General features: G+C 48.0%; 6 protein-coding genes and 1 pseudogene. 3 read left to right on the top strand and 4 right to left on the bottom strand.

Annotation, left to right across the window (positions count from 1 at the left end; translation table 11 throughout):
* A pseudogene (locus Q1M25_RS07740) lies at positions 1 to 173 on the bottom strand (isochorismatase); the annotation flags it as partial.
* A gap of 153 nt (positions 174 to 326) precedes the next feature.
* On the opposite strand from Q1M25_RS07740, the gene argS reads away from it, so the two are divergent.
* On the top strand, positions 327 to 2,240 hold the full coding sequence (argS, locus tag Q1M25_RS07735; RefSeq protein WP_300483621.1) for an arginine--tRNA ligase: 1,914 nt from the start codon (positions 327 to 329) through the stop codon (positions 2,238 to 2,240).
* Positions 2,241 to 2,395: 155 nt separating this feature from the next.
* Here argS and Q1M25_RS07730 read toward each other — a convergent pair whose 3' ends face one another.
* Entirely contained in the window at positions 2,396 to 2,752 is a 357-nt protein-coding gene (locus Q1M25_RS07730; protein ID WP_063067994.1) for an STAS/SEC14 domain-containing protein, read from the bottom strand.
* 18 nt (positions 2,753 to 2,770) lie between these two features.
* On the bottom strand, positions 2,771 to 3,661 hold the full coding sequence (locus Q1M25_RS07725) for a DMT family transporter (protein ID WP_150537659.1): 891 nt from the start codon (positions 3,659 to 3,661) through the stop codon (positions 2,771 to 2,773).
* A 175-nt stretch (positions 3,662 to 3,836) separates the two neighbouring features.
* Here Q1M25_RS07725 and Q1M25_RS07720 point away from each other — a divergent pair, with 175 nt between their 5' ends.
* Positions 3,837 to 4,184: a hypothetical protein gene (locus Q1M25_RS07720; protein ID WP_150537658.1), complete on the top strand. Its 348-nt coding sequence runs from the start codon at positions 3,837 to 3,839 to the stop codon at positions 4,182 to 4,184.
* A 73-nt stretch (positions 4,185 to 4,257) separates the two neighbouring features.
* Here Q1M25_RS07720 and Q1M25_RS07715 read toward each other — a convergent pair whose 3' ends face one another.
* Entirely contained in the window at positions 4,258 to 5,010 is a 753-nt protein-coding gene (locus Q1M25_RS07715; protein ID WP_300483613.1) for a CPBP family intramembrane metalloprotease, read from the bottom strand.
* Between the two features lie 204 nt (positions 5,011 to 5,214).
* Between Q1M25_RS07715 and Q1M25_RS07710 the strand changes: the two genes are divergently transcribed.
* Positions 5,215 to 5,492: DUF350 domain-containing protein (locus Q1M25_RS07710; RefSeq protein WP_300483611.1), on the top strand; the 278-nt coding region annotated here is incomplete at its 3' end.

Raw genomic sequence — 5,492 nt, 5'->3', positions numbered from 1 at the left:
GTGTTGCCCAAACCTTTCGGATATTGTTCGGTTACGGCAAAGGGTACGTCCAAAGCCGTCAAACCTTGAATCAGCAGGCGGCAGCGTTCCACCATTTCATCCGCGCCGGAAAGGGCGGGCAGCAGGCGTTCTTGAATATCGACAATTAGACAAAGCGTATTTTTCGGGTTCATGGCTTTTCCTTTCAGACGGCCTTTACAGCAAAATCGTTGAATCAGAATGCAATCATATAACAAGCCGCTGGAAAAGTATTGCAGCTTGCCCTGTTTTAAAGCCCGAAATTCTTTTAAAATACCACCTGATTTGAATTGATAGAGACCGACAACATGAATTTATACCAAACCGTCGAACGTGAAGCCCAAGCAGCCTTTGCCGCTGCCGGTTTGTCCGACAGCCCCGTCGTATTGCAGGCGGCGAAAAATCCCGATTTCGGCGATTTCCAAATCAACGGCGTGATGGGTGCGGCGAAAAAAGCCAAACAAAATCCGCGCGAGTTGGCGCAAAAAGTGGCCGAAGCATTGACCGACAACGCCGTAATTGAAAGCGCGGAAGTCGCCGGCCCGGGCTTTATCAACCTGCGCCTGCGTCCCGAATTTCTCGCCCAAAACATTCAGACGGCCTTGAATGACGCGCGTTTCGGCGTAGCGAAAACCGACAAACCTCAAACCGTCGTTATCGACTATTCTTCGCCTAATTTGGCCAAAGAAATGCACGTCGGCCATCTGCGCTCCAGCATCATCGGCGACAGCATTTCGCGCGTGTTGGAATTTATGGGCAACACCGTTATCCGTCAAAACCACGTCGGCGACTGGGGTACGCAGTTCGGCATGTTGGTCGCTTATTTGGTTGAGCAGCAAAAAGACAATACCGCGTTTGAACTGGCAGATTTGGAGCAATTTTACCGAGCCGCCAAAGTACGCTTTGACGAAGATCCTGCCTTCGCTGACACTGCGCGCGAATACGTTGTGAAGCTGCAAGGCGGTGATGAAACTGTTTTGGTGTTGTGGAAACAGTTTGTCGATATTTCGCTCTCGCACGCCCAAGCCGTTTACGACACACTGGGCTTGAAACTGCGTCCTGAAGACGTGGCTGGCGAATCGACATACAACAACGATTTGCAGCCCGTGGTTGATGATTTGGTTCAGAAAGGTTTGGCAGTCGAAGACGACGGCGCGAAAGTCGTGTTCTTGGACGAGTTCAAAAACAAAGAAGGCGAACCTGCCGCATTTATCGTGCAAAAACAAGGCGGCGGCTTCCTTTATGCTTCCACCGACTTGGCGTGTTTGCGCTACCGCGTCGGTACGCTTCATGCCGACCGCCTGTTGTATGTCGTCGACCACCGCCAAGCCCTGCACTTTGAGCAACTCTTTACAACTTCCCGCAAAGCAGGCTATCTGCCGGAAGATGTAAAAGCCGAGTTTATCGGCTTCGGCACCATGATGGGCAAAGACGGCAAACCGTTCAAAACGCGCAGTGGCGACACCGTGAAACTGGTTGATTTACTTGATGAAGCGATCAATCGAGCCGAACAAGTCGTAAAAGAGAAAAATCCAAAATGGCAATTAACAACAGAATTAGAAGATGGATTAAAAAAGATTTCTTCTTTAACTAATTCTGATAATTTAAAAAATAAATTAAAGTACAACTTAGAAAATAAAAAGTTGGAAATTACTTTGGAAAACGATGGTGTGTATCATCTTCCTATCGATAAGAGTGACAAGATTGTCAGAGGAGCAGAGGAATATACTGATACAGCATTAAGTGATGCAGAGAAAATTGCCCGAGTTGTCGGCATCGGTGCAGTCAAATATGCCGATTTGAGCAAAAACCGCACCAGCGATTATGTGTTCGACTGGGACGCCATGCTCTCGTTTGAAGGCAATACCGCCCCTTACCTGCAATACGCCTATACCCGCGTGCAAAGCATGTTCCGCAAAGCAGGCGCATGGGACGCAACTGCGCCAACCGTTTTGACCGAACCTTTGGAAAAACAACTGGCTGCCGAGCTGCTGAAATTTGAAGACGTACTGCAAAGCGTGGCAGACACGGCATATCCGCACTACCTTGCCGCCTACCTCTATCAAATCGCCACCTTGTTCAGCCGCTTCTACGAAGCCTGCCCGATTTTGAAATCAGAAGGCGCAACCCGCAACAGCCGCCTGCAACTGGCAAAGCTGACTGGCGACACGCTGAAACAAGGCTTGGAGTTGTTGGGTATTGATGTATTAGATGTGATGTAAGTTTTTAAATAAAAACGATGAAAGGCCGTCTGAAACTTTGCAGGTTGCAAGGTTTCAGACGGCCTTTTTGATGGTTTGACAGATGTCGTGATGCCGTTGTTTGAGCCTAAGCGGTTTTATATTTGCTCAGGTAATGCGTTCAGACGGCCTTATCTTTATTTCAAATTGCTTGCCAACAACCAAGCCTGTGCTTCGGCAGCGTCGCTGAAATATTTGGGATGTTGGTTGGTCAAGAGGCTGGAAAGGCGCGCGCCGAGTTTAATCCAAATGTCGTCGGTAATGACGGCAACGCGGCCGAAGTCGGTTTCATGTTGGTTGAGGAATTTGATTTGTTCGACCGCCATATCGATGGTGAAGTCTTTCAGCATGGACAAATCCAGCAAGATGTCGGGCAGATGGATTTTTTGTTTCGCGGCTAACAAGGCTTCTTCCAATTGGCGGAAATCGTCCAAAGTGAACTCGTTGTACAGCGCTACGTTTAAGCCGTAAGATTGTTCGCGGATGGAAATCATGGTGTTCTCCTTGTTAAATTATTGCTTCATCAGAAATTTTTTGATTGAGGCCGGAGTAAAACTGCTGAACACGCCGCCTGCGACAATGATAACCATGCCGGTAGCTTCCTGCCAAGTGATTTTATCGCCGAAAAGCAGTACGCCGGACAGGGCGGAGAAAACGACGGTCAGGTAGGAAAGCGAGGCAACGGTAAATTTCTTGCCTACCTTGTAGGCGCGGGTCATGGCCAATTGTGCAATCATGGCGGAGATGCCGATGCCGGCCAGATAGGGCAGGGAAGAGATGGTCAGCGGATGCCAGCCTGTGATGGTGCTCCAGACTGCGCCCATAATCAGGCCGGTAAGCGACAAATAAAACACCACACGCCAGCCCGGTTCGCCCAAAAGCGAGAGTTCGCGTACCTGCAAATATGCCCAGCCCGACATGGCGCCGCCTGCCAAACTGACCAGCGCGGCAAATTCCTGTCCGCCTTGAAAAGATGGGTTGAGCAACAGGATAACGCCGATAAAGCCCATAACCAAAATGGCTTGGGTATAAAGTGTAATTCGTTCTTTTAAAATGAAAAATGAAAAAATGGCAAGCCAGATGGAAGACGTGTAGTTGAGCGTGACGCCTGTTGCCAGCGGCAGATGCATGACGGAATAAAACGTGCACATCATGGCAAGCGTGCCGATGACGCTGCGGTTGAGATGGGTTTTCCAATGCGGCGTGGAAAACGTGTTGCCTTGCGCTTTGGCCATGATGCCTAAGAACAGAGTGGAGACCAGCATGCGCCAAAAGACCAGCTCGCCGCTGGAAAAGCCGAATTGCGTTGAGGCGGCTTTGATGGAGAGGTTCATGACGGTAAAGCCGAGCGCGGCAATAACCATCCATGCCGAGCCGAGCGGATCTTTTCTGACGGTTTCCATTTGATGGGTGTGTAAAGCGGTTTTATTAATAAGAAAATATTATACAGGTCAATCAGGCCGTCTGAAAAATATCGTTGGGTTTCAGACGGCCTTTTTGTTAGAAAATGAGAATTATTATTGAATAATGAAGTGGGTTTTTATAGAATGGAAGCTCTGTTTTCAAGAAAGGCTTGTTATGAAAGTTTCCAATATTTCTGCCGTATTGCTGTCCGCTTTGTTTTCCGTTGCCGTTTCTGCCGCGCCTTTGGGAGAGGTTTCTTCAGAAAACGGTAAGATTTTCAGCGGCGAAAATTACATGGTCGTTAAGAAAGACATGAAGAAAGGGGAGCAGATTAAGCCGCACGATCATCCGGGTTTTAAAACGTTGATTTTTGCCGTTGGAAAAGGAAGCTTTAACGTGACGCTGAATCAGACTGAAAAACATACTGTTGGCGCAGGCTCGGTGTTGCGGTTTGGCGGTGATGTCGTGATTGAGGCCGTTGCAACAGAAGATGCGGATGTGGCAATTACGTTGATTAAGTAAGCCGATAGATGATAAAAGGCCGTCTGAAAGATGATGTTTCAGACGGCCTTGTTTATTCATACAACCGTTGCCATTAAGCGCAAATCAAATAGATGAAGCCGGAGCCGAAGATATCTGCCAAGGCATGAATCAGGAAAAACGGCAGCAGGTTTTTGACTTTGTATTTGTAGAAAAAGTAGTACATCAAGCCGAAAACGACGCCGATAACGGTCGCCCAAAGCATGCCTTGGTAAGTATGGAAGGAGATGCGCACCAAGGTCGAATAGGCCAATGCCTGCCATTTGTATTTGTCTTCTACGCAGGTCAAAAGGCCGAGAAAACAGAATTCCTCATAAAAGCCGTTTAAAAGGCCGTAGAGGATGGCCATCGGCGCAAGGGCGGCAAATTTGTCGAAGATGGATAATGGTTTGATGTATTGGAAGATTTCAGTGGTAAAGTAATTGTAGCCGCCGCTTAATGAAGTTACCGCATCGGCGGTTAAGCCCATCAGGATAAAAATCACAGGCGTCCAAAACAACACGCCTAAGTTAAAACGAATCGGCAATTGTTTGAAGTCGAAACGGCGGATAATGAGGTAAATTAGAGCAATAGCAAGCAGTGTCAACTGCAGGCTCATGTTTTCCGAATAAGCCACGCCGGTTACCGCAGTATCGCGCGCCTCTTCGGCAACGGCGGCTGTTTCTACTTGCGGCATCAGGCTGGCGATATAAAGTTGGGTGGAGCGGTAGGCAAATTGACCGAACAGGATGGCGGTTACAATCAGCATATCAAACCAGCGCAAATGGCACAAAGGCTCTTTAGGGCGGATGGCGGCGAGTATGCTCATATTCTCCTCTTTAATCTAATAAATAGCGGTGCGCAATAGTTACATAAATATACAAAAATCGTCAACAATTATCACAATAAAACATGAATTAAAAATCAGGCTGTTTCAGACGGCCTGAAGTGCTTCCAAAATGCCGTATTTTCTAAAGGGTTTATCTTCAAAAGTATGGCATAATCACTTTATTGCAAACCAAGGAATCTTATCGTGAGTATTTCTCTGTCCCAATATCTGCTCTACCTGCAATACATGTTGGCAGGTATCGCCATGACCGTTGTTTTTGCCGCCGTATATCTGCGGATTACACCCGTTGAAGAATTGCGCCTGATTAAAAACGGCAACCTTGCCTGTGCCTTGTCTTTTGGCGGTGCGTTGGTCGGTTTCTGTCTGACCCTGGCGTCAAGCATTGCCCACAGCGTCAGCTTCATCGATTTTATCCTGTGGGCCCTTGCCGCAGCCGTGATTCAGATTTTTGTCTATTTCGC

The sequence above is a fragment of the uncultured Neisseria sp. genome (genome assembly GCF_951230505.1).
GTDB lineage: Bacteria > Pseudomonadota > Gammaproteobacteria > Burkholderiales > Neisseriaceae > Neisseria.
This window is presented reverse-complemented; position numbering and strand designations above follow the sequence as displayed.

Bases quoted from the DNA above. Each gene is read 5' to 3' on its own strand.
- argS (WP_300483621.1), top strand. From the start codon at position 327: ATGAATTTATACCAAACCGTCGAACGTGAAGCCCAAGCAGCCTTTGCC.
- Q1M25_RS07730 (WP_063067994.1), bottom strand. From the start codon at position 2,752: ATGATTTCCATCCGCGAACAATCTTACGGCTTAAACGTAGCGCTGTAC.
- Q1M25_RS07725 (WP_150537659.1), bottom strand. From the start codon at position 3,661: ATGGAAACCGTCAGAAAAGATCCGCTCGGCTCGGCATGGATGGTTATT.
- Q1M25_RS07720 (WP_150537658.1), top strand. From the start codon at position 3,837: ATGAAAGTTTCCAATATTTCTGCCGTATTGCTGTCCGCTTTGTTTTCC.
- Q1M25_RS07715 (WP_300483613.1), bottom strand. From the start codon at position 5,010: ATGAGCATACTCGCCGCCATCCGCCCTAAAGAGCCTTTGTGCCATTTG.